We start from the raw sequence: 22,130 nt of genomic DNA, 5'->3' as shown, positions 1-22,130 counted from the left end.
CATTAAAGCTCGGTTTCGTCCAGGATGATGTCATGGACGCAAAATCGTCAGACCTTTCGCAACTGCACGCCATGGTTCCGCCGAGCGACCGCCTGATGAACGCAGGCTGGCGCGGCGAGCGCGGCGATCCGTCGCTCGGCGACATGTTCGCGACGGTACGAACCGCAACAAAAGGGTCGCTCTGGCGGAAGCTGCTGGCCTTTCTCGGACCCGGTTACCTTGTCGCCGTCGGCTATATGGACCCCGGCAATTGGGCGACGTCGCTCGCCGGCGGTTCCAAATTCGGCTACGTCCTGCTCTCGGTCGCGCTGCTGTCCAACCTGATGGCGATCGTGCTGCAGTCGCTCTGCACGCGGCTCGGCGTCGCCACCGGCCGCGACCTCGCCCAGGCCTGTCGCGACTCCACCCCGCGCTGGGTCTCGGTGCCGCTGTGGCTGTCGGCGGAGATCGCGATCACCGCCACCGATCTCGCCGAGGTGATCGGCACAGCGATCGGTCTCAGCCTGCTGTTCGGGCTGCCGCTGTCGATCGGCGTCTGCGTCACCGCGCTCGATGTCTTCCTGATCCTGGCGCTGCAGGCGTTCGGCTTTCGCTGGATCGAGGCCTTCGTGGTCGCGCTGCTCGGCATCATCGCGCTGTGCTTCGCGATCCAGATCGCGATGGCCGAGCCCGACTGGGCCGAGGTGGTGAAGGGCTTCGTGCCCAGCGGTCAGCTGATCGCCAATCCGGAGATGCTCTATCTGGCGCTCGGCATTCTCGGCGCGACCGTGATGCCGCACAATTTGTATCTCCATTCGGGCCTGGTCCAGACGCGCGGCTACGGCGACAGCCCGGAGGACAAGCGCGAGGCGATCACGCTTTCCACGATCGATTCCACCATCGCGCTGTGCCTGGCGCTGACCATCAACGCCTCGATCCTGATCCTGGCGGCGGCAACGTTCCACCGTACCGGACAGCGCGACGTGGCCGAGCTCGACCAGGCGCATTCCTTCCTGGCGCCGCTCCTGGGATCGACGCTGGCACCGACGCTGTTTGCAATCGCGCTGTTGTGTTGCGGCCTGAACTCGACGATCACCGCGACCCTGTCCGGCCAGATCGTGATGGAAGGCTTCCTCCACTGGCGGATCGCGCCCTGGCTGCGCCGGCTGATCACGCGCATGATCGCGATCGTGCCGGCGGTGGCGGTGACGATCTGGGCCGGCGAGAAGGCGACCGGGCAGCTCCTGATCCTCAGTCAGGTCGTGCTCAGCCTGCAACTGCCGTTCGCCATCGTGCCGCTGGTGCTGCTCACCGCGAGCCGCGCCAAGATGGGGCAGTTCGTGGCGCCGCGCTGGCTGACGGCGATTGCGAGCCTGATCGCGGTGGTGATCATCGCGCTCAATGCCAAGCTGGTGTGGGATCTGGCGATAGGTTGATGGAGGCGAGTAGCGAATAGGGAGTAGCGAATAGCGGTCGTTCAAATCCCTATTCGCTACTCCCTATTCGCCATTCGCTTCTTCATTCCTGCGGCTCCGGCGCGGTGTCGCCCTCGGCATCCACGCGGAGCCATCCGGCCGCCGCGAGCCGCTGCTGCGGCAGATAGCGGCTCTTGTAGTCCATCTTTTTCGAGCCCTCGATCCAGTAGCCGAGATAGACGTAGGGCAGGCCCTGGCGCCGCGCCCGGGCGATGTGGTCGAGGATCATGAAGGTGCCGAGCGAGCGCGTGGTCTCCGACGGGTCGAAGAACGAGTACACCATCGACAGGCCGTCGCTGAGCACGTCCGTCAGCGCCACCGCGACCAGCTCGCCACCGCGGGCGTTCGGACCGTTGCTCAGATTGCGGCGGCGGTACTCGATGATTCGCGTCTCGACATGGCTGTCCTCGACCATCATTGCGTAATCGAGCACCGTCATGTCGGCCATGCCGCCATGGCGATGGCGCTGATCGAGATAGCCGCGGAAGATCGAATATTGCTCCGACGTCGGCACCGCGCTGCGCTGCTCGCCGACCAGATCGGAATTGCGCGCGAGCACCTTGCGGAAGTTGCGCGAGGGGCGGAATTCGTTGGCGATCACGCGGACGGACACGCAGGCGCGGCACTGGTCGCAGGCCGGCCGGTAGGCGATCGACTGGCTGCGGCGGAAGCCGCCATGGGTCAGGAGGTCGTTGAGATCGGTAGCCTTGTCGCCGACCAGATGCGTGAACACCTTGCGCTCCTGCCGGCCCGGCAGATACGGGCAGGGCGAGGGCGCGGTCAGGTAGAATTGCGGGGTGTCACGCGAATGCTGGGTCAAGGAACGTCGTGAGCCTCCGAGGCGATCATCAACAGAATTGCGCTCCGGAGGCGGCCGGTCAATCGCTTTTGCTGCGCCACCTGACGTCTCATCACGTGCGAGCCGGTTCAACCAGCTGCGAGCGCACCGACGTGTTGATCACGACGGTGCCGAGCACGAAGTCGTGCAGCAGCCGGCGGCGGCCGTTGAACAGTCCGATCAGCAGCACGAGCGGCGACAACACCGAGACGGAGATCCAGAAGCAGACCGCATGCACGGCACCGAGCACAAAGTAGCCCGGCGCGCCGTACCAGGTCCGGAGCTCCAGATCCATCACCCGCATGCCGATCGTCGCCGAGCTCGGGCCGCCGATCGTGGCGCCGTAGTAGACGATCGCCCAGATCACCGAGGCCGGCGACACCAGCCAGAACAACGCCCAGCCGAGGCCCAGCGTGACCAGGCCGAACACGGCGATGAAGATCACCGCCAGGATCACCGGGACGGAGAGCACCAAGAGATCGATCAGGAATGCAATCATCCGCCGCGTCAGCACACCGCGAAACAATTCCGGCTGCTGATAGGGGTCGTAGGCGTGCGGCCGGGTACCGGCACCGCCATTGCTATCGCCTGAACCCATATACGCCATGAATCTGCCCTCCGGATTGGCTCAGAGGACATGGGAACCCCACTTCCGCTTGCAAGAGCCGTTCGTGCATGGGGCGCGGCAAATTTCCGGCGATTTCGCGATTTGCAAGCCCGCTTGTAAGCCGGCGCGCGCGCATAGCCGGCGCGCCCGGAAGACCGCCGCAGACCCAGATCCCGAGGCGCCCGCTCAGCGCTGCTGCTGCAGCCGCTCGGCAGCCTGCGGGGCGAAATAGGTGAGCACACCGTCGGCGCCGGCGCGCTTGAAGGCGAGCAGGCTCTCCATCATCGCCCGGTCGCCGTCGATCCAGCCATTGTTGGCGGCCGCCGCGATCATCGCGTATTCGCCCGACACCTGATAGGCGAAGGTCGGCATGCTGAAGGTGTCCTTCACGCGCCTGACGACGTCGAGATAGGGCATGCCCGGCTTCACCATCACCATGTCGGCGCCCTCGGCGATGTCGAGCTCGACCTCGCGCAACGCCTCGTCGGAGTTGGCGCTGTCCATCTGGTAGGTCCGCTTGTCGCCGGTGAGCGTCTTGGCCGAGCCGATCGCGTCGCGGAACGGGCCGTAGAAGGCGGAGGCATATTTGGCCGCATAGGCCATGATCTGCACGTCGAGGAAGCCGGCCTGATCCAGCGCCTGGCGGATCGCGCCGACCCGGCCGTCCATCATGTCCGACGGCGCGATGATGTCGCAACCGGCCTCGGCCTGCACGAGGGCCTGGCGCACCAGCACCGCGACCGTCTCGTCGTTGAGGATGCGGCCGTCCCGGATCAAGCCGTCATGGCCGTGGCTGGTGAACGGATCGAGCGCGACGTCGCAGAGCACGCCGATCTCCGGAAACTCCTTCTTGATCGCGCGCACCGCCTGGCAAACCAGATTGTCCGGGTTGCAGGCCTCGGAGCCGTGCTCGTCGCGCAGCGACGGCTCGGTGTAGGGGAACAGGGCGATGCAGGGGATGTCGAGCTTGGCGGCGCGTTCGGCATCGCGGACGATCTCGTCGACGCTGAGCCGTTCCACGCCCGGCATCGATGCGACCGTGCTGCGGGTCCGATCGCCCTGCACCACGAACAGGGGCCAGATCAGATCGTCCGTCGTGAGCACGTTCTCCCGCACCAGCCGACGCGCCCACTCGGCCTTGCGGTTGCGGCGGGGGCGGATGGTGAGATCGAGCGCCGGTATCGGTGCAGTGGCCGGGTTGCGCGCGGTGTCGCGCAGGTCGATCGGGCGCCCGAATTTGATCGCCATGGGGTGCTGGCTCCTTGAGCTGGCCGGCGAGCCGGAGGATTTGATTTGTTGTAATTCCAACAATCTGTAGCACTTCGGCCGCCGCCCGTCACTTGACCTGACGCAAGCGGCCCGGTTGATTTCCGGCCCGGTTGATTTCACGGTGCCGGCCGGTCAAGAATCGCCATGCTCCTGGTCTTGAGAGGCCCCAATGACGACCTGCCTGTTCTGCTCGAGCTGCCATGGCTGAGATTCCCTCGGCGCGAGATCTGGCGCGTGACAACGCCGCCATGTCGATTGCCGCCATGTCCTCGGATCGGCGCGAGAGCGACGATAATGTCTGGACGCGGCGGCTGGTGCTGTTCCTGCGGGTCATGGCCATGCTCTCGATCGCCAAGGGCCTTTATCATTGGGCCCAGGTGACCGGCTTCATCGGCGGCGAGGACGACGCGTTCGAGAACCAGGCGATGGCCTGGCAGGCGGCGACGGTCTATTTCGCGGTGATCGAGCTCGTCGCCGCGGTCGGCCTGTGGCTGGCGACGCCGTGGGGCGCGGTGGTGTGGCTCACCACGGTCGTGTCGATGGCGGTCATCGAGCTGATGTTCCCCGGCATCTATGGCGGCAATCTGCTGGTGGTCGCGGGCGAGGCGATCATGCTCGCCGCCTACCTCGTGCTGGCCTGGATGGCGGCCCGCGAGCGGCCACCGTAGGTGGTGAGGAAAATTCGTTGCACGCCGTAAATCCTCTCAGCGCGATGCAAGTAATGTTTCGAACACCTTAAGAGCGCCTGCCACAGCCGTTACACAGACCTTAGCGGTGGGAACTGCACCTGTTTTGGAATGTGACAGGGGGGTGAAACAGAGCGCGAACATTGCCCGTCGTCCGTCAACGGACCCTTGCAAAAGCCCCTGTAATCACTGGATTAAAAGAGGATTCACTCTCCGCGATTCATTCTCTCTTTATGCTCTTATTTAAGGCGATCTTCAAAGCACGCCCCTTAAGTTCGTTCTATCAGACGGGACAAAAGTTTCGTCGAATAAGTCGACAAAAACGACGACAGGGGAAGTGTCATGATGAAAGCCGTTGCGACGGCCGTGGAGACTGCTGCGCCGGGCCAGGGCGGCACCGTCCAGTCGCTCTATCTGGAAGCTCTGACGCTGGTGGAGCGGCTGCATCGCCGCCTGCTCGACGTCATCAAGGACGAGTTCGACCGCCGTGGTCGTTCCGACATCAATTCGGTCCAGGCGCTGCTGCTCTATAACATCGGCGACAAGGAGCTGACCGCGGGCGAGCTGCGCACGCGCGGCTACTATCTCGGCTCCAACGTCTCCTACAACCTGAAGAAGCTCGTCGAGCTCGGCTTCCTTGATCACCAGCGCTCGCGCGTCGATCGCCGCTCGGTCCGCATCCGCCTGACCCCCCAGGGCCAGGAGATCCGCCGCATCGTCGACTCGCTGTATCAGAAGCACGTCAAGACCGTGGAGCAGGTCGGCGGCATTTCGAGCGAGGAGTTCTCAACGCTCAACAAGTCGCTGCACCGCCTCGAGCGGTTCTGGACCGACCAGATCCTGTATCGTCTCTGAGCCGGCTTCATCGTTTCGGCTGATCCGGCCTCAGACATCGAGAGAAGACCGGACAGCCCTCGATCCTCTGAGTTCGACCTTGCGTCGGCCCCTGCTGGGCCGGCGCTTTTTTCTTTTGTCGTGGCTCACTTCGTTCGCTGTTGCGAAAAACATCCACTCCGAACTGGAACCAATATCGCCTCTCGGACTTGTCTCCCGCGGAGGTCGGGTGATGCTGCACGATTACGGAATGCAGGTCATGAACGTGGAGCTGGTGAGCGACGCCTATGCGATCGCGGCCAACTACCTGCGGCTGTCGGGGGCGATGACGGATACCATCACGCCGAACGAGCAGCTCGTCGACATGATCGTACAGCTGATTCACCGCGGAGAATTCAACAAGCTCAGACTCGCGAACAAGGCGATCTCGATGTTCGAGATGGCCTCTGCGGCCTGACCATCAAGAGGGGTTGATATGGAAGCTGCCATCGATCGGATCATGCATACCTACGACCTGCTGGCGAACCGCACCGCGGCGGCCAGCGAGGAAGCGCGGCGCAAGGTCAGCGCCTACATCCAGACCTTGTTCGAAGCCGGCGAGCGTGACCCGCATCGTCTCACGGTGTGCGGCCTGACCTACCTGCGCCAGCTCGACGGCCGCGTCGATCCGGTGAAGGCCGGCTACACCGGCCTCTGATGTCATCGGCGCGCGATGGCTCGCGCGCTTGCCTCATGATACCGACAACCTGTATGAGACCGTCAGGTTTCATGCAGGTTGTTTATTTTTGGGGGATCGATGCGTTTGGTGTCCCGAGTTATTGCCACGGTGGGACTCTTGGCCTTCGCGTGCGGCGAGCTGAGTCTGCCCACGAGGAGCATGGCTGAGACGGTCTGGCCCCAGAAGGGACCGAACAGTCGAGAAGCGCTGGCCAGAGTTGGAGCCTGCGCGGAGACGACGATCACGAAAATTGCTGGTCGGTTCGATGAGCCGCTGTCGCCGACCCCGTTCAAGCTCGGCGAGAAGCTCGACGAGTATGGTGAGCCCATAATGGATCAGGGCGTCCACGTGCTGTACCAGAACGGCGCCGAGCAGATCGACTCGGCATGGAATGCCGCCGTCGCGCATTCCAAACTGAGCGATCCCGTGCGGCTCTGCACCGTCTGGAAGCCGAAGAAATGCCCGCCCGGCGATGACCGGGGACGAATCTACAAGGCGACCAATCTCCGGACCAAGAAAACCTGGCAGATGTCGGAAAGCTGGCACTCCTGTGGCGGGGCCTGAGCACGGGGGCTTGCTCCAGCGGCCGTCCACCATATCTGGCGCAAATATCCGGTTTGACCCGCAACCGCTTGGTCTGTCCCTTGGCCTGCCGCCGCCCGTATGGTAAGGGCAGGGGTCTTTTCCGACCGCCTTCACTGAACCGACCGCCGGCCGCCCAAGGCCTTGCGGACGTGGAGATATTCCGCCGATGACCGCTTCCAGCGCCAAGCCCGCCTCGTCAGTCGATTCCTTCTTCTCCGCCACCCTGGCCGAGGCCGATCCCGAGATCGCTGCCGCCATCAAGGGTGAACTCGGTCGACAACGACACGAGATCGAGCTGATCGCTTCGGAGAACATCGTCAGCCGCGCGGTCCTGGAAGCCCAGGGCTCGGTGATGACCAACAAGTATGCCGAGGGCTACCCGGGCGCGCGCTATTATGGCGGCTGCGAATGGGTCGACGTCGCCGAGAACCTCGCGATCGACCGCGCCAAGAAGCTGTTCGGTGCCAATTTCGCCAACGTCCAGCCGAACTCGGGCAGCCAGATGAACCAGGCGGTGTTCCTGGCGCTGCTGCAGCCCGGCGACACCTTCATGGGCCTCGACCTCGCCGCCGGCGGCCATCTGACCCACGGTTCGCCGGTCAACATGTCCGGCAAGTGGTTCAAGGCCGCGCACTACACCGTGCGCCGCGACGACCACCTGATCGACATGGATGCGGTCGCCAGGCAGGCCGAGGAAGTGAAGCCGAAGCTGATCATCGCCGGCGGCAGCGCCTATTCGCGCCCGTGGGATTTCAAGCGCTTCCGCGAGATCGCCGACAGCGTCGGCGCCTATCTGCTGGTCGACATGGCCCACTTTGCTGGTCTCGTTGCGGGTGGCGTCCATGCCTCCCCGGTGCCCTACGCTCACGTCACCACGACCACCACGCACAAGTCGCTGCGCGGTCCGCGCGGCGGCCTCATCCTGTGGAACGACGAGCAGTTCACCAAGAAATTCAACTCGGCGATCTTCCCGGGCCTGCAGGGCGGCCCGCTGATGCACGTGATCGCGGCCAAGGCGGTGGCCTTTGCCGAGGCGCTGCGGCCCGAGTTCAAGGTCTACGCGAAGAACATCGTCGAGAACGCGAAGGCGCTGGCGGAATCGCTGCGCGCCCACGGCTTTGACATCGTCTCCGGCGGCACCGACAACCATCTGATGCTGGTCGACCTCCGGCCGAAGAGCCTGAAGGGCAACGTCTCGGAGAAGGCGCTGGTCCGCGCCGGCATCACCTGCAACAAGAACGGCATTCCGTTCGACCCCGAGAAGCCGTTCGTCACCTCCGGCCTGCGACTCGGTACGCCGGCCGCGACCACCCGTGGCTTCGGCGTCGGTGAATTCCAGCAGGTCGGCAGCCTGATCGCCGAGGTGCTGAACGCGATCGCGCAGGCGCCGGACGGCAGCGCGCCGCTGGTGGAAGCTGCGGTCAAGGCGAAGGTGAAGGCGCTGACCGACCGGTTCCCGATCTATCAGTAAGGCTTGAAGCCACGATGCGCTGCCCGAGCTGCAACAGCCTCGATACGCAGGTGAAGGACTCCCGCCCCACCGAGGATTCCTCGGTGATCCGGCGGCGGCGGGTCTGCGTCACCTGCAACTTCCGCTTCACGACCTTCGAGCGGGTGCAGCTGCGCGAACTCACCGTCATCAAGCGCAATGGCCGCCGCGTGCCGTTCGATCGCGACAAGCTGATGCGCTCGGTGCAGATCTCGCTGCGCAAGCGCTCGGTCGATCCTGAAAGGGTCGAGAAGATGGTCTCGGCGATCGTGCGCGAGCTCGAGAGCGGCGGCGAGTCCGAGGTGTCCTCGGAGGCGATCGGCGAGATCGTGATGGAGCATCTGCGCGATCTCGACGACGTCGCTTATGTCCGCTTCGCCTCGGTGTACCGCAATTTCCGGGAGGCCAAGGACTTCGAGGCCGTGCTCGGCGAGCTCTCGGCCGAGGACGAGACGCCGCGGCTGGCGCCGGTCCGCAAATGATCTTCCGGGTCCTGGTCGATCAGGTCGGCGAGAAGCTGAAGGCGCAGAAGGACGCCGACCGCCGCTTCATGCAGCTCGCGCTGTCGCTCGGCCGTCGCGGGCAGGGGCGGACCTGGCCTAACCCGGCGGTCGGTGCCGTCGTGGTCAAGGACGGCCTCATCATCGGCCGCGGCTGGACCCAGCCCGGTGGACGCCCTCATGGCGAGCCCGAGGCCTTGAATCGCGCCGGCAAGGCCGCGAAGGGCGCCACACTCTATGTGACGCTGGAGCCATGCTCGCATTTCGGCAAGTCGCCGCCTTGCGTGGACGCCGTCATCGCAGCCGGAATCAGCCGCGTCGTGTCGGCGATCGAGGATCCCAATCCGGAGGTCGCAGGGCAGGGGCATGCCAAGCTCCGCGCTGCCGGCATCCAGGTTGAAGTCGGCCTCTGCTCGGCGGACGCCAAGCGCGATCATGCTGGCCATTTCCGGCGCATCCGCGATGGCCGGCCGCATGTGATCCTGAAGCTTGCGGTCTCGGCCGACGACAAGATTGCAGCCGCGGGCAACAAGCCGGTCGCGATCACCGGCGAGGCGGCGCGGACGCGCGTGCATATGTTGCGTGCCCAGAGTGACGCGATCCTGATCGGCGTGCGCACCGCGATCGCCGATGATCCGCTGCTGACCTGCCGGCTGCCCGGCATGGAGGCCCGCTCGCCGGTGCGCGTGGTGCTCGATCCGATGCTGCGGCTGCCCATGACCAGCCGTTTGGTGCAATCAGCGCGAACCACGCCGCTCTGGATGGTCGCGTCAGCGCTTGCCGAGCCCGCGGCGGCGACCAAGCTCGGTGCTGCCGGTGCCCAGGTGATCCGCGTGCCGCCGCAGGCCGAGCCCTCGGCGCTGGAGCCCCCCGCCGTGCTCAAGGCGCTGGCTGAGAAGGGCATCACCCGCCTGATGATCGAGGGCGGCAGCCGCGTCGCCTCATCCTTCATGGCGAGTGGCCTGGTCGATGAAATCTGGCTGCTGCGCGGTCCCGGCGAGATCGGGGCCGACGGCATCGCTGCGCTGGACGCATTGCCGCTGACCGCAATCACGCAGTCGCCGGCCTATCGCGTTCGTGCTAGCGAAACGCTCGATCCCGACACCCTTACGATTTACGAGCGCGCGTAATGTTTACCGGCATCGTCACCGACATCGGCGAGATCGCCAGCCTGACGCCGCGGACCGAGGGCAAGCTGCACCGGCTGCGCATTGCCTGCCATTATGACCAGGCCAGCATCGCCGATGGCGCATCCATCGCCAACAATGGCGTCTGCCTCACGGTCGTGCAGTCCGGCGTCACCGATGGGACGACCTGGTTCGAGGTCGACGCCGCCGCGGAGACGCTGGCACTGACCACGGCCAAGCACTGGCGCGTCGGCACAAAGCTGAACCTCGAGCGGGCCCTGAAGATCGGCGACGAGCTCGGTGGCCACATCGTCGCAGGCCATGTCGACGGCATCGCGACCATCGTCAGCCGCGACAACCTGCCTGACATGGCAAGGTTCGTGCTGAAGACAACGCGGGATCTGGCGCGCTTCATCGCCACCAAGGGCTCGGTCACCCTCGACGGCGTCTCGCTCACGGTCAACACCGTCGACGAACTGGCCTTCTCGGTGCTGATCATTCCGCATACGCTGTCGGTCACCACGCTGTCGTCCTGGCAGGCCGGCAGTGAGGTCAATCTCGAGGTCGACCTGATGGCGCGCTATGCCGCGCGCCTCACGGAAATGAAGTAGCCTCGAAGGAGGCTTTCCGTCTTGGCTTTGCGGGCGCTCGCGCCTACAAGGCCAGCCCTCGTGGCGAGGAGGCGCCGATGTGTCGTCTCGCAGCATGAGGCCGATTTCATCTCGCCCTTCGCGACGCGGCCGGATCGCCGCTCCCTTGGGGCGAGGCACCTGAAGACAATGGAAACAGAACCATGGCAGACGCACGGCGCGCGCCGCTCAAAGACCAGACCGACATCTCCGGCGCCCGGGCGCTGATCGTCGAGGCCCGCTTCTACGACGACCTTCAGGACGCCCTGCTGGAGGGCGCCACCGCCGAGCTGAAGGCGGCCGGCGTGAGCTACGAGGTGCTCACCGTCACTGGCTCGCTGGAGATTCCGGCGACTATTGCCATTGCGCTCGATGCTGCCGCCAAGACCGGCAAGCCTTATGATGCGGCGATCGCGCTCGGCTGCGTCATCCGCGGCGACACCATCCATTTCGAGATCGTGTCGCAGGAATCCTCGCGGGCCCTGATGGATCTGTCGGTGGCGCGCGGCCTGCCGCTCGGCAACGGCATCCTCACCGTCAACAACGAGGACCAGGCCTGGGCGCGCGCCCGCCTCTCTGAGATGAACAAGGGCGGCGATGCCGCCCGCGCCGCGCTCGCCGTGCTGCGCATCAAACGCCGTCTGTCGCGAGGCTGAGATGGCCGAGAGCAGCAACAAGCCGTCCAAGGGCCCGATCCGCGCCGGCGACCGCAAGGCCAACCGCCGTGGCGCGGCGCGGCTCGCCGCCGTCCAGGCGCTCTACCAGATGGACATTGCTGGCGCCGGCATCAACGACGTGCTGGCCGAGTTCGAGAGCCATTGGCTCGGCAACGAGGTCGAGGGCGAGCAGTATCTGCCGGCGGAGGCTGCCTTCTTCCGTGACATCGTCTCCGGCGTGGTGCGCGACCAGACCAAGATCGATCCGGTGCTCGACGCGGCGCTGGAGCGCGGCTGGCCGCTGCAGCGGATCGAGGCGATCCTGCGCGCTGTGCTGCGCGCCGGCGCCTATGAGCTGGAGCGGCGCAAGGACGTGCCGGCCAAGGTCGTCGTGTCCGAATATGTCGACATCGCCCATGCCTTCGTCGAGCGCGACGAGACCGGCATGGTCAACGCCGTGCTGGAGCAACTCGCCCGGCAATACCGCGGCGACGAGATGGGGCCGAAGTAGCGATGGGGGGCGCCGGAGCACGATCGCTGCGAACCGGTGCGATGCCAGTGTCTTTCCTCGACTGTCATCACCCGCGAAAGCGGGTGATCCAGCATTCCAGAGACGAGCGCGGCGTACTGGATCGCCCGGTCCCGCCTTCGTCTATCGGCTCCGGCGCGGCGACGAATGCAAGGGCGCGCCGAAGCTTTAGCGAAGGCGGCAAGCCGGGCGATGACAGCGGAGAGCGGGGAGGGGGGCTGTGACCCAAAACCCCTCCGGCGAAGACTCCCTCATTGCCCGCTATTTCAAGCCGCTGGCGACCGACCCCGGCGCGTTCGGTCTCGTCGACGACGCTGCGATCATTCCCGCCGATGGGGACGACATCGTCGTCAAGACCGACGCCATCGTCGAAGGCGTCCATTATCTCGCCGACGATCCCCCCGACACCATCGCGCGCAAGGCGCTGCGGGTGAACCTGTCCGATCTCGCCGCCAAGGGCGCCGTGCCCGCTGGCTTCGTCCTGACGCTCGCGCTGCGCGAGAAGGACGACGCCTGGCTGACGCAGTTCGCGCGTGGCCTCGGCGAGGACGCCGCCGCGTTCGGCTGTCCGCTGCTCGGCGGCGACACCGTGTCGACGCCCGGTCCCGTGATGATCTCGATCGCGGCCTGGGGGCGGGTGCCCAGGGGCCGGATGGTGCATCGCTTCGGCGCGCGTCCTGGCGACCGGGTGATGGTGAGCGGGACCATCGGCGACGCCGCGCTCGGCCTGCGCATCCTGACGGGCACAACCGAGGCCACGGCGCTGGCCGACGATCCCGCCGCGCGGGATATGCTGGTCGGCCGTTATCGCACGCCACAGCCGCGCAATGCACTGGCTGCGGCCGTGAGAGACTGCGCGACCGCCTCGATGGATGTGTCTGATGGCCTCGCGGGCGACCTGGCCAAGCTCTGCGCCGCCTCTTCCGTGAGCGCCGACATCGTGCTGTCCCACATTCCACGATCGCCGGCAGCGGCGAAGCTGCTTGCTGTCGGGGCCGCGCAGCTTGAAAGCATGATCTCGGGCGGCGACGATTACGAGATCCTCTGCACTGTTCCCGCAGCGCGATGCGCAGCGTTCCGTGCTGCAGCCGAGACGGCGGGCGTTGCCGTCACGGACATCGGCGCCATCGTCGAAGGGGCGCGAGCCCCGCGCTTCCTGGACGGGCAGGGCCGTCCCGTCACACTGACGCGTTTGTCCTTCAGCCACTTCTGACACCTATTTGCACCGCACAATGCGACCAAAGAAGCGTCTGAATTTGGAGCGGTTCAGGCGTCGCGGCGTTGCGTCATCATGGCGATTTTGGCAAGCTTCATGATGTTCGAGGCGGCTCCGCCCGGAGCGGCCTGATAGGGGGCGTGCGTCGCACCATCGCGGCGTGACGTAGTTCAAAAAAGCAAAGAGCCGAGGAAACTAAATGTCAGCTTTATGGGTGATCGTGCTCTGCGGAGCGCTGTCGATCGTCTATGCGATCTGGGCCACTTCATCGGTCCTGGGTGCGGACGCCGGCAATGCGCGCATGCAGGAAATTGCGGCGGCCGTGCGTGAGGGCGCGCAGGCCTATCTCCGCCGCCAATATACGACGATCGGAATCGTCGGCGTCGTGATCTTCGTGCTCCTTGCGTATTTCCTCGGCATGCTCGTGGCGGTCGGCTTTGCGATCGGCGCGATCCTCTCCGGCGCCGCCGGCTTCATCGGCATGAACGTGTCGGTGCGCGCCAACGTCCGCACCGCGCAGGCTGCGACCACCTCGCTCGCAGGCGGCCTCGAGCTCGCCTTCAAGGCCGGCGCCATCACCGGTCTGCTCGTCGCGGGTCTGGCGCTGCTCGGCGTCACGATCTACTTCGGCGTTCTCACCGGCTTCATGAAGCTCGCGCCCGACAGCCGCACCGTGATCGACGCGCTGGTCGCGCTCGGCTTCGGCGCATCGCTGATCTCGATCTTCGCCCGTCTCGGCGGCGGCATCTTCACCAAGGGCGCCGACGTCGGCGGTGACCTCGTCGGCAAGGTCGAAGCCGGCATTCCCGAGGACGATCCGCGCAACCCCGCGACCATCGCCGACAACGTCGGCGACAACGTCGGTGACTGCGCCGGCATGGCCGCCGACCTGTTCGAGACCTACGCGGTGACCGCGGTCGCCACCATGGTGCTGGCTGCGATCTTCTTCGCCAAGTCATCGCTGCTCGCCAACATGATGACCCTGCCGCTCGCCATCGGCGGCATCTGCATCATCACCTCGATCGCCGGCACCTTCTTCGTCAAGCTCGGCGCCAGCCAGTCGATCATGGGCGCGCTGTACAAGGGCCTGATCGCGACCGGCGTGCTCTCGCTCGCCGGCGTCGCGATTGCCATTGCGTGGCTGATCGGCTTCGGCAAGCTCGATGGCGTCGACTACACCGGCACCGCGCTGTTCGTCTGTGGTGTCGTCGGCCTCGTCGTGACCGGCCTGATCATCTGGATCACCGAATACTACACCGGCACCGACTTCCGCCCGGTGAAGTCGATCGCTTCGGCCTCGGTCACGGGTCACGGCACCAACGTGATCCAGGGCCTCGCGATCTCGATGGAATCGACCGCGCTGCCCGCGATCGTGATCATCGCCGGCATCCTGGTCACCTACAGCCTCGCCGGCCTGTTCGGCATCGCGATCGCGACCACGACGATGCTGGCGCTGGCCGGCATGATCGTCGCGCTCGACGCCTTCGGTCCAGTCACCGACAATGCCGGCGGCATTGCCGAAATGGCCGGCCTGCCGAAGGAGGTCCGCAAGTCGACCGACGCGCTCGACGCGGTCGGCAACACCACCAAGGCGGTCACCAAGGGCTATGCGATCGGCTCCGCCGGTCTCGGCGCGCTGGTGCTGTTTGCGGCCTATAACCAGGACCTGCAGTTCTTCATCGCCGACTCCGCGAAGCATCCTTACTTCGCCGGCATCAAGCCGGACTTCTCGCTGAACAACCCCTACGTCGTGGTTGGCCTGCTGTTCGGCGGCCTGCTGCCATATCTGTTCGGCGCCATGGGCATGACCGCGGTCGGCCGTGCCGCCGGCGCGATCGTCGAGGAGGTGCGCCGGCAGTTCCGCGAGAAGCCGGGCATCATGCAGGGCACCGACAAGCCGGATTACGGCAGGGCCGTCGACCTGCTGACCAAGGCGGCGATCAAGGAGATGATCATCCCCTCGCTGCTGCCGGTGCTGTCGCCGATCGTCGTCTACTTCCTGATCTACGCGATCGCGGGCGGCGGCGCGGCCGGCAAGTCGGCGGCGTTCTCCGCCGTCGGCGCCATGCTGCTCGGCGTCATCGTCACCGGCCTGTTCGTGGCGATCTCGATGACCTCGGGCGGCGGCGCCTGGGACAACGCCAAGAAGTACATCGAGGACGGTCACTTCGGCGGCAAGGGCTCGGATGCCCACAAGGCGGCGGTGACGGGTGACACCGTCGGCGACCCCTACAAGGACACGGCCGGCCCTGCCGTGAACCCGATGATCAAGATCACCAACATCGTGGCGCTGCTGCTGCTGGCAATCCTCGCGCATTGAGCGGAGCAATTGTCCTGACGAATAAAGACCCCGCGGCGTGAGCCGCGGGGTTTTTCATGAGACTGTGTTGTTTGCTACTCGGCTGCGCGCTGCCGCGTGCGATACGACTGCAACGTGCTCTGAGCGGTTCGCGGCTGCATCTGCGAGAAGCTCGCCAGATGCTGATCGAGCTGCGGGCGCGCGCTGCCGCTCGCGTTGGCCTGCATGAACAGCAGCGTCGTCGTCGTGACCCAGGACAGGTCCAGCGCCTTGGCGAGCACCAGGAGCTGGTCCGGCTGCTTGCGCACGAAGGCGCGCTCGACCACGTCGAGCGGCAGCTTGCACATCAGCGCCAGCGCCAGCGTGACCTTGTCGAAGCTGCCTTCCTTGGCGAAACCGTGCAGTTGCGCCTCGTGGAGCTGGCCAGTCGCGTGCAGCAGCTCGACATAGTCCTTGGCGGTGACGAAATCGGCCGAGCGCGTCCGCGCTGCCGCCTGCAGTTGGTCCGATGCCTGCGCAACGGCGCGTTCGACGATCTCGGCGCGCGCCGCGTCGGCGCTGGCGAGCTGGCTGCGCACCGCGTCGGAGGCTTCGACGAACAGCCGCACCAGCACCTCGCGCGGACTGTCGGGCCGGCTCCAGAGTTTCAAGGCGAGGTTGGGATCGTCGGACGCCTTCGTCACCAGGCCGTAGAAGCCGTGATCGGAAAAGCGCGCGCCGCCATTGTTGGCGGTGTTCGACACCACGGCCTGATTGCCGCGATCGACCAGAACATCGGTGACGGACTCGGTCAGGATCTTGCGGTCGGAGATCGCGAGCAGATGCTCCTGGCCCCGGGTCTGCGCGGTCGCGACCAGGGTCTCCTCGTCGAGCCGATCGCTCTGGCGCAGCACGGGACCTGCCACCGCGATCGTCTCGTCGCTCGCGAGCAGTCGGAGCAGGCGTAGCGGTGCGTCGGGCAGCCCCGCGAGCCGGCTGCCGAGCTGCGCCCGCGCCGCAATGGCGACGTTGTCGAGCAGCTTGAACAGCACGTGGTCGAACAGATCGACATGCTCTTCGTTGAACTTGCCCGAACCGAAGACGAACAGGTCGGTGACGCGCTCGAGAATCTCCGCGCGCCGCGAGACGTAGCGGCTGGCGAGAATGTCTTCGAGCTGGTGGAGGACGTCGTTGGGCAAGGCACGGCTCATGCGATGGACATCGCCGGCGCCTGCCCCTCGGACGGTGCTCGGACCGCATCCACGCGAAGGTGGTCGGCCAGGCATCCGCTTGACGGTATCTCAGGACCAGATCAAAGGCGCGCGGCCGCCATCTATCGCACCATCCCGCTTAAGGTGCCGTTACACCACGAGCCCTGTTGCAATACTCCGCTGCGACGTGGCCGGCCGGGCTCCGAGGGCTACTGCACATCCATCTGCAGGCCTTCCTTCTGGATGATCGAGGCGAATTTGGCTGTCTCGGCCTGGACGAAGTCGCCGAACTGCTGCGGCGTGCCGTAGTCCGCCCGCGCGCCCATGGCCGCGATGTTCTTGGCGATGTCCTCGCGCTCCAGCATCGCCTTGACCTGCAGGTTGAGCGCGCTGACGATCTCCGGCGGGCAGGCCTTGGGCAGGAATACGCCGAACCAGGACGACACGTCGAACTTGGCGAGCTCCGGCGCGCTCTCGCGCATCGTCGGCAGCTCCGGCGCGTTGGCGCTGCGCTCCGGTGTCGTCACGCACAAGCCGGTGAGCTTGCCCTCCTGGACCTGCGGCAATGACGGAAACAGATTGTCGAACAGGATCTGGACGTCGCCCGCCAGGGCAGCCTGCAGCGCCGGGCCGGCGCCGCGGAACGGGATGTGCGTCATCTTCAGCCCGGTGAGCTGCAGGAACCATGCGCCGGTGAGATGCGGGCTCTGGCCGACGCCGGACGAGGCGTAGTTGAGCTTATCGGGATTGGCCTTGAGATAGGCGATCAGCTCGGGAATCGACTTGATGCCGGTGGAGGGATGCGCCGAGACGATGTTCGGGATGCGGATCATGTTGGAGACCGCCTGCAACTGATCCGGCTTGTAGGCGAGGTTGCGGAAGATCGAATAGGCGATCGCGTTCGGACCGGGGTTGCCGATCAGGACCGTATGGCCGTCGCCCTTGGTGTTGCGCGCGACCTCGGCGGCGCCGATCGTGCCGCCACCGCCGGAGCGATTCTCGACCACGGCCGACTGTCCCCAGGCGGTCTGCAGATGCGCCGCGAGCAGCCGGCCCATGACGTCGGTGCTGCCGCCGGGCGCAGCGGGCACGATCAGCTTGATCGTCTCGGTCGGGCGCCAGTCGGCGAGACTCGCGCGCGGCAGGATGGCGGCGGTGGACAGCGCCGCGGCGCCGGACAAGAGCTTGCGGCGCGACAGCGCGATGCGATGAGCCAATGATTCCTCCCTGCTGATGTTTTCCAGCAGGGTAGGGAAGATTGCAGCGCCAGAGCAAGCCGGCGAATTGCGCACGGGCTGCGCCAATCAGCGCAGCGGTCCGGCTTTGTGCCGTGGCCCGGAATCATATTCCGGGCTGCGGCGATCGGGTCGGGATCAGTTGAAGCTGAGCAGCTTGAACAGCGGCGTCAGGTAGCTGAGCTCTTGGCCGGAGGTCGGCGTGGTGCGGCTGACGAAGTCGAAGATCTTGCCGTCCTTCATGCCGTAATTGGCGAGCCGGCGGACCTGGCGGTTCTTGTCGAAATAGATCGCGATGACGCGCTGATCGACCACCTTCTGGTTCATGAAGGCGACCGGGCGCTCGGCGCGCTGCGAGATGTAGTAGAACACCTCGCCGTCGAGCGTCGCCACCGTCGAGGGCGTGCCCATCACGATCAGCACCTGGTCCTGGCTGGCGCCGATCGGAATCTGCTCCAGCGCGCCCGGCGGCATGATGTAGCCCTTCTGGAACTGCTCGCCGGTGCAGGCGCCGAGCGCCAGACAGGTCAGCGCGATCGCACCAAGGGTGCGCAGACGGGGGCTCAGGCCACGGGTGAGCAGGCGGGCAGTCGTTCGCATTGTCTGGGTCATCTTCTTCAGATCGGATCCCGTCCCCTTGCGTCGGGCAGGGCGTTGACGTACCGGGCAAACTTGCGGATTGCAACATGCCCCTGAACAGGGTCAGGGAAACTCGACCGCGGAACCGTCATGCTCTGGCCATTCAACCATCTCAGGAAATCCCGACCGTCCCCGCGCGGGACCATCGAGCCGATCTATGGCGCGATCGTGGCACAAACCCGAGACCCGTTGTTTTATAGACACTTGAATGTCCCTGACACGGTGGAAGGACGGTTCGATCTGCTGATTCTGCATCTCTGGCTGGTGCTGCGGCGGCTGCGCGGGGTGGGGTCGGCGCTGTCGCAGGCCCTGTTCGACCGGTTCTGCGACGACATGGACGACAATCTCCGCGAGATGGGGGTGGGTGATCTGACCGTTCCGAAGCGCATGCAGAAGTTCGGCGAGGCGTTCTATGGCCGCACTGCCGCCTATGATCTGGCCTGGTCGGAGAGCGAGGCCCGGCTGGCGGAGGCGCTGCAGAAGAATATCTTGAACGGCGAGCATCCCGACAGCGCGGCCGGACTTGCCGCCTATGCGGCCCGGGTGGCGGCCGACCTCGCCGCCCTCGACGACAACAGGCTGCTCGGCGCCGGCTGGAGCTTCCCGCGGCCGGTTCAGCAGGACTAGCGACATGACCAGAGACAGAGACACGTCGCGCGAAACGGCGCGAGACCCTTCCAAGGACCCCTGGCGCGCGCCGCCGGTGATCGTGGCGCAAATCCCGGACGCCGGCCTGCATCGCGAGATCGAGGCCGATCCGGCCACGCGCCGGGCGTTGGCAGAGATCGCCGATCTGCGCGAGGTGCTTTCGGCCAAAGCCTCGTTCGACGTGGCCCTGAAGCGTGACGGCAAGGTGCATGTCGAGGGCCGGGTGCGCGCCCGGATCGGCCAGACCTGCGTCGTCACGCTCGATCCGATCGAGACCGAGATCGACGAGCCGATCGACCAGATGTTTGCCCCGCCGGAGCAGATTCCGGAGCTTGCCGACCTGGTCGAGGACGACCCGAACAGCGAGGTCGAGACGGCCGATCCGCCCGAGCCGATCGTCGGTGGGCAGATCGACCTCGGCCGGCTCGCCGCCGACGCGCTGTTCCTGGGGATCGATCCGTATCCGCGCAAACCGGGCGCGGTGTTCGAGCAGCCCGCCGAGGCCTCCGATCCGGCGGACCATCCCTTCGCCGCGCTGAAGGCGCTGAAGCCGGCAGATGCCGTCGGGCCGGGCGCGGTCAAAGCGAAGAAAACGGGTGAGGATTGACGCGCAATTGTGCAGGCCGCTGCCGCGCGATCCTGTCACAAAGCTTGTCAAAATTCTCTCAAGTCGCTGATTTCGAACGAAAAGACGGGGCGCTACCGGTCCCGGACCGGCGCGGCGGTTGCAAAATGCATCGCTCCCGGGAGGTTGTTTCGACACGGAGAGACGCTATTGTCGCGCCCGGGTCGGGGTGCGACGAAAAGGCCCGGACGGCCTCTGGCCTGTCCATCGGCCGCGCAATGCCTCTGAACGACCGCCAAACACGGCCAACCAAATCACGGCCAAGACGAGACAAAGCTCGAGATCAGGTTTCCGGGACGTCATGCCTCAAAAGGTTCGAATCGCGCTGGACGCCATGGGCGGGGATTTCGGCGCGGCCGTCGTCATCCCCGGTGCCGCGATCGCGCTGAGCCGCCATCCGGATGCGGAGTTTCTGCTGTTCGGCGACAGTGCCAAGATCGTTCCCGAACTCGACCGGCATCCGCGGCTGAAGGCAGTCTCGCGCGTCGTTCACACCGATGTCGCCGTCAGCATGGAGGACAAGCCGAGCCAGGCGCTCCGGCGCGGCCGCAAGACGTCGTCGATGTGGCTCGCGCTCGAGGCGGTGAAGAAGGGAGAGGCCGACGTCGCCGTGTCCGCAGGCAACACCGGCGCGCTGGTGGCGATGGCGCGCTTCTGCCTGCGCACGCTGGACGGGATCGACCGGCCGGCTCTGGCCGCGATCTGGCCGACTGCGCGCGGCGAATCGGTGGTGCTCGACCTCGGCGCGACGATCGGCGGCGACGCCCACCACCTCGTCGCGCTGGCAGTGATGGGCGGCGCGCTGGCGAGCGTGCTGTTCAACAAGCCCAGGCCGACCGTCGGCCTCCTCAACATCGGTGTCGAGGAGATCAAGGGCCATGAGGAGATCCGCGAGGCGGCCGAGCAGCTCCGCGCGATGAACCTGCCGCAGCTCGACTATATCGGCTTCGTCGAGGGCGACGGCATCGGCAAGGGCGCCGCCGACGTGGTCGTGACCGAGGGCTTCAGCGGCAACATCGCGCTGAAGACGGCCGAGGGCACGGTGCGCCAGGTCACGGATTTCCTGCGCGGCGCGATCCAGGCCAGTCTGCTGGCCCGGATCGGCTACGTGTTGGCACGCGGCGCGTTCGCCGCCCTGCGGGCCCGGCTCGACCCGCGCAAATCCAACGGCAGCGTGGTGCTCGGGCTCAAGGGGATGGTGGTCAAGAGCCACGGCGGAACCGATGCCGAGGGCTTTGCCTCGGCGGTCAGGGTTGGCTATGAGATGGCCCGCTACGATCTCCTGACCAAGATCAATCAAACACTCAATCCCGACGGCGGCGCACCGGCGTCCGAACCCGTCGCCCAGGAGGCTGTCTCGTGACAATTCGTTCGGTCGTGCTCGGCTGTGGCTCCTACCTCCCGCAGCGGGTCGTGACCAATGCCGAGCTGGCAAGCCGCATCGAGACCTCCGACGAGTGGATCGTGCAGCGCACCGGCATTCGTGAGCGCCACGTCGCAGCCGACGGCGAATTCACCTCGCATCTCGCGATCAACGCGGCCCGTGCCGCGCTGGCCGCGGCCGATGTCGATCCGCAGTCAATCGATCTGATCGTGTTGGGCACCTCGACCCCGGACAACACCTTTCCGGCGACGGCCGTGGCGGTGCAGAACGGCCTCGGCATCCATCATGGCGCGGCGTTCGACCTGCAGGCGGTGTGCTCGGGCTTCGTCTATGCGCTCGCGACCGCGGATAATTTCCTGCGCAGCCGCCAGTTCAAGCGCGCGCTGGTGATCGGCGCCGAGACCTTCTCGCGCATCCTCGACTGGAACGACCGCACCACTTGCGTGCTGTTCGGCGACGGCGCCGGCGCGCTGGTCCTCGACGCTCAGGAGCAGGGGGGGACCTCGGCCGATCGCGGCGTGCTCACGACTCACCTGCGGTCCGATGGTCGCCACAAGGCCAAGCTCTATGTCGATGGCGGACCGTCCTCGACCCAGACCGTCGGGCATCTGCGGATGGAAGGCCGCGAGGTGTTCAAGCACGCGGTCGGCATGATCACCGACGTGATCGTCGACGCCTTCGATGCCACCGGCCTGTCGGCCGAGACCATCGACTGGTTCGTGCCGCACCAGGCCAACAAGCGAATCATCGATGCTTCGGCGCACAAGCTGCACATCGCGCCGGAGAAGGTGGTGTTGACGGTCGATCGGCATGGAAATACCTCCGCTGCCTCGATCCCTCTGGCGCTCGACGTGGCCGTCAAGGACGGCCGCATCAAGAAGGGCGACGTGGTTCTGCTGGAGGCGATGGGCGGCGGCTTCACCTGGGGCTCGGCTTTGGTGCGCTGGTGAGCCTGCCGCGCGGCGGGATTACG

24 protein-coding genes are annotated in these 22,130 nt (G+C 66.0%); 18 read left to right on the top strand and 6 right to left on the bottom strand.

All coding sequences use genetic code 11. The features are described 5' to 3' along the window. The first annotated feature begins 32 nt into the window (after positions 1 to 32). A complete protein-coding gene (locus ACQR1F_RS07600) occupies positions 33 to 1,415 on the top strand; it encodes an Nramp family divalent metal transporter (protein WP_434912761.1) in 1,383 nt (460 codons plus the stop codon). 82 nt (positions 1,416 to 1,497) lie between these two features. On the opposite strand, the gene ACQR1F_RS07595 is transcribed toward ACQR1F_RS07600, so the two are convergent. The 3 genes from ACQR1F_RS07595 to hemB all read right to left on the bottom strand — a co-directional run bounded on the left by ACQR1F_RS07595 (position 1,498) and on the right by hemB (position 4,147). Further along, positions 1,498 to 2,274, bottom strand: coding sequence for an arginyltransferase (locus ACQR1F_RS07595; protein ID WP_315720511.1), 777 nt, complete (start codon positions 2,272 to 2,274; stop codon positions 1,498 to 1,500). A 91-nt stretch (positions 2,275 to 2,365) separates the two neighbouring features. Next, complete coding sequence (locus ACQR1F_RS07590; RefSeq protein ID WP_316217817.1) at positions 2,366 to 2,899, bottom strand: RDD family protein; 534 nt, start codon at positions 2,897 to 2,899, stop codon at positions 2,366 to 2,368. 186 nt (positions 2,900 to 3,085) lie between these two features. After that, positions 3,086 to 4,147, bottom strand: a complete 1,062-nt coding sequence (gene hemB / locus ACQR1F_RS07585; protein WP_434882659.1) for a porphobilinogen synthase — start codon at positions 4,145 to 4,147, stop codon at positions 3,086 to 3,088. A gap of 221 nt (positions 4,148 to 4,368) precedes the next feature. Between hemB and ACQR1F_RS07580 the strand changes: the two genes are divergently transcribed. From ACQR1F_RS07580 to ACQR1F_RS07520, 13 genes are all read left to right on the top strand, one after another. Next, positions 4,369 to 4,836, top strand: a complete 468-nt coding sequence (locus ACQR1F_RS07580) for a DUF6163 family protein (protein WP_315711435.1) — start codon at positions 4,369 to 4,371, stop codon at positions 4,834 to 4,836. Positions 4,837 to 5,196: 360 nt separating this feature from the next. Further along, positions 5,197 to 5,709: a transcriptional regulator LdtR gene (gene ldtR, locus ACQR1F_RS07575; protein WP_008962376.1), complete on the top strand. Its 513-nt coding sequence runs from the start codon at positions 5,197 to 5,199 to the stop codon at positions 5,707 to 5,709. 211 nt (positions 5,710 to 5,920) lie between these two features. Further along, complete coding sequence (locus ACQR1F_RS07570; protein ID WP_315805831.1) at positions 5,921 to 6,145, top strand: hypothetical protein; 225 nt, start codon at positions 5,921 to 5,923, stop codon at positions 6,143 to 6,145. An 18-nt stretch (positions 6,146 to 6,163) separates the two neighbouring features. Beyond that, complete coding sequence (locus ACQR1F_RS07565; protein WP_006612770.1) at positions 6,164 to 6,385, top strand: hypothetical protein; 222 nt, start codon at positions 6,164 to 6,166, stop codon at positions 6,383 to 6,385. A gap of 180 nt (positions 6,386 to 6,565) precedes the next feature. Further along, positions 6,566 to 6,970 (top strand): hypothetical protein, encoded by a 405-nt coding sequence (locus ACQR1F_RS07560; protein WP_434882658.1) that lies wholly within the window; start codon positions 6,566 to 6,568, stop codon positions 6,968 to 6,970. Positions 6,971 to 7,157: 187 nt separating this feature from the next. Then, the gene (gene glyA, locus ACQR1F_RS07555) at positions 7,158 to 8,462 is read left to right on the top strand and encodes a serine hydroxymethyltransferase (RefSeq protein ID WP_434912760.1); all 1,305 of its coding nucleotides are present in this window, start codon (positions 7,158 to 7,160) and stop codon (positions 8,460 to 8,462) included. 14 nt (positions 8,463 to 8,476) lie between these two features. Continuing rightward, positions 8,477 to 8,962, top strand: coding sequence for a transcriptional regulator NrdR (gene nrdR, locus ACQR1F_RS07550; RefSeq protein WP_011927287.1), 486 nt, complete (start codon positions 8,477 to 8,479; stop codon positions 8,960 to 8,962). Further along, positions 8,959 to 10,110, top strand: a complete 1,152-nt coding sequence (gene ribD / locus ACQR1F_RS07545) for a bifunctional diaminohydroxyphosphoribosylaminopyrimidine deaminase/5-amino-6-(5-phosphoribosylamino)uracil reductase RibD (RefSeq protein WP_434882656.1) — start codon at positions 8,959 to 8,961, stop codon at positions 10,108 to 10,110. The genes nrdR and ribD overlap by 4 nt, the downstream gene beginning before the upstream one ends. Next, entirely contained in the window at positions 10,110 to 10,718 is a 609-nt protein-coding gene (locus ACQR1F_RS07540; protein ID WP_434882655.1) for a riboflavin synthase, read from the top strand. Before ribD ends, ACQR1F_RS07540 begins: the two co-directional genes overlap by 1 nt. 182 nt (positions 10,719 to 10,900) lie before the next feature. Continuing rightward, positions 10,901 to 11,392, top strand: coding sequence for a 6,7-dimethyl-8-ribityllumazine synthase (gene ribH / locus ACQR1F_RS07535; RefSeq protein ID WP_434882654.1), 492 nt, complete (start codon positions 10,901 to 10,903; stop codon positions 11,390 to 11,392). 1 nt (position 11,393) lies between these two features. Next, positions 11,394 to 11,903, top strand: a complete 510-nt coding sequence (nusB, locus tag ACQR1F_RS07530) for a transcription antitermination factor NusB (RefSeq protein ID WP_434882653.1) — start codon at positions 11,394 to 11,396, stop codon at positions 11,901 to 11,903. Positions 11,904 to 12,141: 238 nt separating this feature from the next. Continuing rightward, entirely contained in the window at positions 12,142 to 13,134 is a 993-nt protein-coding gene (gene thiL, locus ACQR1F_RS07525) for a thiamine-phosphate kinase (RefSeq protein WP_434882652.1), read from the top strand. 202 nt (positions 13,135 to 13,336) lie between these two features. Continuing rightward, the gene (locus tag ACQR1F_RS07520; protein WP_315805823.1) at positions 13,337 to 15,457 is read left to right on the top strand and encodes a sodium-translocating pyrophosphatase; all 2,121 of its coding nucleotides are present in this window, start codon (positions 13,337 to 13,339) and stop codon (positions 15,455 to 15,457) included. Between the two features lie 74 nt (positions 15,458 to 15,531). Here ACQR1F_RS07520 and ACQR1F_RS07515 read toward each other — a convergent pair whose 3' ends face one another. From ACQR1F_RS07515 to ACQR1F_RS07505, 3 genes are all read right to left on the bottom strand, one after another. Further along, a complete protein-coding gene (locus tag ACQR1F_RS07515; protein WP_434908673.1) occupies positions 15,532 to 16,614 on the bottom strand; it encodes a DUF2336 domain-containing protein in 1,083 nt (360 codons plus the stop codon). A gap of 221 nt (positions 16,615 to 16,835) precedes the next feature. Next, a complete protein-coding gene (locus ACQR1F_RS07510; RefSeq protein ID WP_316217822.1) occupies positions 16,836 to 17,843 on the bottom strand; it encodes a Bug family tripartite tricarboxylate transporter substrate binding protein in 1,008 nt (335 codons plus the stop codon). Positions 17,844 to 17,999: 156 nt separating this feature from the next. Then, positions 18,000 to 18,461: an outer membrane protein assembly factor BamE gene (locus tag ACQR1F_RS07505; protein ID WP_315805821.1), complete on the bottom strand. Its 462-nt coding sequence runs from the start codon at positions 18,459 to 18,461 to the stop codon at positions 18,000 to 18,002. 129 nt (positions 18,462 to 18,590) lie between these two features. Here ACQR1F_RS07505 and ACQR1F_RS07500 point away from each other — a divergent pair, with 129 nt between their 5' ends. From ACQR1F_RS07500 to ACQR1F_RS07485, 4 genes are all read left to right on the top strand, one after another. Further along, complete coding sequence (locus tag ACQR1F_RS07500) at positions 18,591 to 19,127, top strand: ubiquinol-cytochrome C chaperone family protein (RefSeq protein WP_315805820.1); 537 nt, start codon at positions 18,591 to 18,593, stop codon at positions 19,125 to 19,127. A gap of 4 nt (positions 19,128 to 19,131) precedes the next feature. After that, the gene (locus tag ACQR1F_RS07495) at positions 19,132 to 19,755 is read left to right on the top strand and encodes a YceD family protein (RefSeq protein ID WP_316237433.1); all 624 of its coding nucleotides are present in this window, start codon (positions 19,132 to 19,134) and stop codon (positions 19,753 to 19,755) included. Between the two features lie 319 nt (positions 19,756 to 20,074). Further along, positions 20,075 to 21,136 (top strand): phosphate acyltransferase PlsX, encoded by a 1,062-nt coding sequence (plsX, locus tag ACQR1F_RS07490; RefSeq protein WP_315805818.1) that lies wholly within the window; start codon positions 20,075 to 20,077, stop codon positions 21,134 to 21,136. Then, the gene (locus ACQR1F_RS07485) at positions 21,133 to 22,107 is read left to right on the top strand and encodes a beta-ketoacyl-ACP synthase III (protein ID WP_315805817.1); all 975 of its coding nucleotides are present in this window, start codon (positions 21,133 to 21,135) and stop codon (positions 22,105 to 22,107) included. The genes plsX and ACQR1F_RS07485 overlap by 4 nt, the downstream gene beginning before the upstream one ends. Positions 22,108 to 22,130 lie beyond the last annotated feature (23 nt).

The sequence above is a fragment of the Bradyrhizobium sp. HKCCYLS3013 genome, assembly GCF_051167615.1.
Taxonomy (GTDB): Bacteria; Pseudomonadota; Alphaproteobacteria; order Rhizobiales; family Xanthobacteraceae; genus Bradyrhizobium.
This window is presented reverse-complemented; position numbering and strand designations above follow the sequence as displayed.

Bases quoted from the DNA above. Each gene is read 5' to 3' on its own strand.
- glyA (WP_434912760.1), top strand. From the start codon at position 7,158: ATGACCGCTTCCAGCGCCAAGCCCGCCTCGTCAGTCGATTCCTTCTTC.
- ribH (WP_434882654.1), top strand. From the start codon at position 10,901: ATGGCAGACGCACGGCGCGCGCCGCTCAAAGACCAGACCGACATCTCC.
- ACQR1F_RS07590 (WP_316217817.1), bottom strand. From the start codon at position 2,899: ATGGCGTATATGGGTTCAGGCGATAGCAATGGCGGTGCCGGTACCCGG.
- ACQR1F_RS07505 (WP_315805821.1), bottom strand. From the start codon at position 18,461: ATGCGAACGACTGCCCGCCTGCTCACCCGTGGCCTGAGCCCCCGTCTG.
- ACQR1F_RS07540 (WP_434882655.1), top strand. From the start codon at position 10,110: ATGTTTACCGGCATCGTCACCGACATCGGCGAGATCGCCAGCCTGACG.
- nrdR (WP_011927287.1), top strand. From the start codon at position 8,477: ATGCGCTGCCCGAGCTGCAACAGCCTCGATACGCAGGTGAAGGACTCC.
- ACQR1F_RS07570 (WP_315805831.1), top strand. From the start codon at position 5,921: ATGCTGCACGATTACGGAATGCAGGTCATGAACGTGGAGCTGGTGAGC.
- ACQR1F_RS07495 (WP_316237433.1), top strand. From the start codon at position 19,132: ATGACCAGAGACAGAGACACGTCGCGCGAAACGGCGCGAGACCCTTCC.
- ACQR1F_RS07500 (WP_315805820.1), top strand. From the start codon at position 18,591: ATGCTCTGGCCATTCAACCATCTCAGGAAATCCCGACCGTCCCCGCGC.
- ACQR1F_RS07565 (WP_006612770.1), top strand. From the start codon at position 6,164: ATGGAAGCTGCCATCGATCGGATCATGCATACCTACGACCTGCTGGCG.
- ribD (WP_434882656.1), top strand. From the start codon at position 8,959: ATGATCTTCCGGGTCCTGGTCGATCAGGTCGGCGAGAAGCTGAAGGCG.
- ACQR1F_RS07580 (WP_315711435.1), top strand. From the start codon at position 4,369: ATGGCTGAGATTCCCTCGGCGCGAGATCTGGCGCGTGACAACGCCGCC.
- ldtR (WP_008962376.1), top strand. From the start codon at position 5,197: ATGATGAAAGCCGTTGCGACGGCCGTGGAGACTGCTGCGCCGGGCCAG.
- ACQR1F_RS07520 (WP_315805823.1), top strand. From the start codon at position 13,337: ATGTCAGCTTTATGGGTGATCGTGCTCTGCGGAGCGCTGTCGATCGTC.
- nusB (WP_434882653.1), top strand. From the start codon at position 11,394: ATGGCCGAGAGCAGCAACAAGCCGTCCAAGGGCCCGATCCGCGCCGGC.
- plsX (WP_315805818.1), top strand. From the start codon at position 20,075: ATGCCTCAAAAGGTTCGAATCGCGCTGGACGCCATGGGCGGGGATTTC.
- hemB (WP_434882659.1), bottom strand. From the start codon at position 4,147: ATGGCGATCAAATTCGGGCGCCCGATCGACCTGCGCGACACCGCGCGC.
- ACQR1F_RS07560 (WP_434882658.1), top strand. From the start codon at position 6,566: ATGGCTGAGACGGTCTGGCCCCAGAAGGGACCGAACAGTCGAGAAGCG.
- ACQR1F_RS07600 (WP_434912761.1), top strand. From the start codon at position 33: ATGGACGCAAAATCGTCAGACCTTTCGCAACTGCACGCCATGGTTCCG.